At 30.7% G+C, this 3,453-nt stretch carries 4 protein-coding genes and 1 pseudogene; 2 read left to right on the top strand and 3 right to left on the bottom strand.

The features are described 5' to 3' along the window. Positions 1-845, bottom strand: a pseudogene (locus QZZ51_RS16385) (RNA-directed DNA polymerase (Reverse transcriptase)); the annotation flags it as partial. Between the two features lie 133 nt (positions 846-978). Between QZZ51_RS16385 and QZZ51_RS16380 the strand changes: the two are divergent. Further along, entirely contained in the window at positions 979-1,200 is a 222-nt protein-coding gene (locus QZZ51_RS16380) for a hypothetical protein (RefSeq protein ID WP_291871645.1), read from the top strand. A 109-nt stretch (positions 1,201-1,309) separates the two neighbouring features. After that, complete coding sequence (locus tag QZZ51_RS16375) at positions 1,310-1,969, top strand: hypothetical protein (RefSeq protein ID WP_291871644.1); 660 nt, start codon at positions 1,310-1,312, stop codon at positions 1,967-1,969. A 4-nt stretch (positions 1,970-1,973) separates the two neighbouring features. Here QZZ51_RS16375 and QZZ51_RS16370 read toward each other — a convergent pair whose 3' ends face one another. Beyond that, positions 1,974-2,672: an ABC transporter ATP-binding protein gene (locus QZZ51_RS16370; protein ID WP_366511988.1), complete on the bottom strand. Its 699-nt coding sequence runs from the start codon at positions 2,670-2,672 to the stop codon at positions 1,974-1,976. 109 nt (positions 2,673-2,781) lie between these two features. Beyond that, a partial coding sequence (locus QZZ51_RS16365; RefSeq protein WP_291871642.1) for an iron ABC transporter permease occupies positions 2,782-3,453 on the bottom strand: 672 nt, incomplete at its 5' end.

Here is a 3,453-nt window from a genome sequence, read left to right as displayed (position 1 = left end):
TCAAAGGATAACATATAGATATTAGCAAGTAGAGCGCTAATGGGTAGACCTTGGGGAATTCCAATTAGTTCTTTTCTTTCGTTTTTTTTCTGATTTTTATGAATTATAATATCAGAATCTAAAAGATCTTCTATTTTTTCAAAAAATGTATGTTTACCAGTTTTTCTATGGTTTGATAATTCTTTTTCATCAAAATGGCCCATTTTAGTTTTTAAATCATTCAATTTCACATAAGAAAAACGAGTGGCAGCCTTAAAAATATTGAAATGATCTTTGGGTAAGCTTTTCTTCTTTAAAATTTTAGCCCATGCTAGTTTTAGCATTTTGTGATTTAGAGAAGGGAAAAAATTCTCAACATCTAAAACAAGAGAGACGCAATTTTCTCTTCGTTTTATTTCTTTAAAGACATCTTTAGCAAAATGAACATTGTTTTTAAACTTGTGCTTGTCATCCGTTTCTATTTGTCTGTAAGCTGATATTGAGTTGGAAAGAAGGGTGTTTTCTTGTAGAAAAGCTTCGTATTTTGGGGTTATTATTTTTTGAGTATAATAGGAGAATATATGAGCATCTAAATGGCTAGCATACAAAATTTCTCTAATTTTTGTGTTAGATACTAAATTGCCATTTTTTTCCTTTTTATGAGACCGTTTGTTAACTCCATTAAAAGCAGATTCTTTATATCTTCTTTGCTTTATTTCTTTAAAAATTAAAGGATAAAAAGAATGTTTTGCTACCATAGCATTATTGGAAGTATAGTACTGTATTTTTTCTCTAATAGATTTTGGAGTCTTCTTAGAAAAATGAGGATACCCTCTGTCTTTAAACCAATCTTTTTGTTTCTGCATATTTAAAAGTAAGAAGAGTTCTCGCACGTAATTTAATAACGAAATACAACTTAACATCTTAAAAGATTGAACCATTAACCGAATTCTCGATTCACGTTGCAATTAGACGTTCATTATATTAAATCCTTTAGAAATGATGTTTAATCAAATTCTCGTAGACTTAATGACCGTAGTGGTAAATATGGCAGTTAATCTATTGTTCTTAAAGAAATTAGATTGGCGCGATATTTGCACTACCTTATTTGGCTTAGTATTGACTTCAACGTTGAAGGAGATACTAAGTCAAATGTTGACAGAATACTTAATTTCCGTATTTATTATCCCTTTAATATTAAAGGTCGAATTAAGTGATTAGATTTAAAACTAATACAGTAGTTCAACAAATGTCATACTTCTTAAACTAAAGAACTCTCTTACTTGCAGTAAATGTAAGAATTTATTCTATTTTTATAGAAAAAATGGCGATGTCAATAAAAAAACACTTTAATATAGGTGAGATTGTAACTTTTAAATCTCATCCATTATTTCGTAATCATTCATCAATAAAAGAGATTGGTGCTCAAGTACCGCCATTAATGTTGGTCAAAGAAGTGTATTATGATAACCAGAAGTTTATTAAAAATTATAGTGATGAAGTAGAGAACGCACAGATTTCTGATGACATAAAATATTTGTGCGTATTTTTTAATGCAAATAAAAGCCAGTTTGAAGAAAAAATGGTTTATAATTCTTTTTTGAAAAGTTATTTAGATTTAAAATATTTCAGAATTTCAGAATCTAAGGAAAAACATGAAAATGTAGAATTAATAAAAGAGGTTAAAGCTTACGAAAATGTAACTTATAAATTTGGAGAAGTTGTACAGTTTAAAACAAAAAAACTAGAACATCGAAAGTCCTACGAGGGCAATAGTGAAAAGATAATGAATACATCTTTTCAAACTCCAGATTTCTTATTGTCAGGTATTAAAAATCATGCACAAACTGATTTGTTTTATTCTGATGGGAGTCCCAAGCGAGTAATAACCTCACAATTATTCAAAGTAATTTGGTTTAATCATTTTCAACAAAAATATAGTGAATATTTACTACCTAAAGAATTTTTTGTAAAAAACTTATCGCTTTAAAGAGTCACTTAAGCCTAAAACTTCTTGTTTTAGAATCAAATTGAATAATATCTGAAGGAAATAGGTTTTCAAAGTGCTTTTGTTCTATTAATTCACACGGCTGTCCAAAGGGGTTGTCTTTCCCATTTATGAGTAGCATTTTATCACACAATTGAATAGCTAGTTCAATTTCATGCGTAGTAAAAAGTATTGTTTTTTTAGTAGTGTATGCTATTGATTTTAAAAGTTTTAGGATGTTTGCTTTATGGTAAAGATCCAAGTGTGTTGTAGGTTCATCTAGTAGCATAATAGAAGTGTCTTGCGCAAGTGCACGAGCAATCATTACGCGTTGCATTTGGCCATCGCTAAGTTCGTAACACTTTTTATGTTTTAGGTCTTGCAAGTCTACTTTAGCAATAGAATCATTTATTACATCTGTGTCTTTTGTGCTTAAATTACCTATCCAATTGGTGTACGGCTGTCTTCCTAGAGCTATAAGCTCTATTACAGTTAGGTTTTTAGAGGCAATTTTCTCGGTAAGTACTAAACTTATTTCTAGCGCTAGTTCTGGAGAGGTATAGGTGTTTATATTTTTGTCGCGGATATTGAGCTCTCCAGACAATGCTTTTTGAACACTGCCTATTGTTCGTAATAGTGTAGACTTTCCTGCGCCATTGACTCCTATAATAGCAACAAGTTCCCCTGTATTAGCAGAAAAGTTAATTGGAGTGCCAATTTGTGTATGCTGCTTTTTGGTTTTGTACCCAATTTTAAGATTTTGGGTAGAAAGAACGCTATTTGTTTTAGGAGTATTTATGGCTTTTTCTTTTAGATTAAAATATCATTTTTCGTTTTCGGACTAATAGCCAAATCACCACAGGAGCCCCAATAATAGATGTTATAGCATTTATAGGTAAAACACTTGCAGAATTTGGTAGTTGTGCAACGGTATCGCAAAGTAACATTAAAATAGCCCCATAAATTAAAACTGCTGGCACTAATATTTTGTGATTTGTTGTGTCGAAAATTTGTCTTGTTAAATGTGGTACTGCTAAGCCTATAAAAGCAATTGGGCCAGCAAAAGCTGTAATACTACCAGCTAATAAACCTGTAGCTATAATTATTAAATACCTCATTTTTTTTATGTTAATACCCAAGCTGCGTGCATAATTTTCACCTAATAGCATGGCATTTAAAGTTTTAATAGAAAGAATACTTAGTATAATTCCTAAAAGACATAAACCCAAAAGAATTCCTAATTGCTCCCAGGTTAAATTACCAATGCTACCAAAGGACCAGTATACGTATTGTTGCAATTTCTCCGCATTGGTAAAATAAGAGAGAACACTTACTATAGCAGAGGTAATACTCCCGAACATTAGACCGATAATTAATAGAGCCATAGTATCTTTTACTCTAGATGCTACGATAATAACAGCAAGTAGTACCATAAAACTACCTATACTAGAAGTAACGGCTAAAGAAACGTTAGATATTAGATTAAA

The organism is Maribacter sp. (genome assembly GCF_016744255.1).
GTDB lineage: Bacteria > Bacteroidota > Bacteroidia > Flavobacteriales > Flavobacteriaceae > Maribacter_B.
The sequence above is the reverse complement of the archived record's forward strand: the minus strand, read 5'-3'. Positions and strand labels throughout refer to the sequence as shown.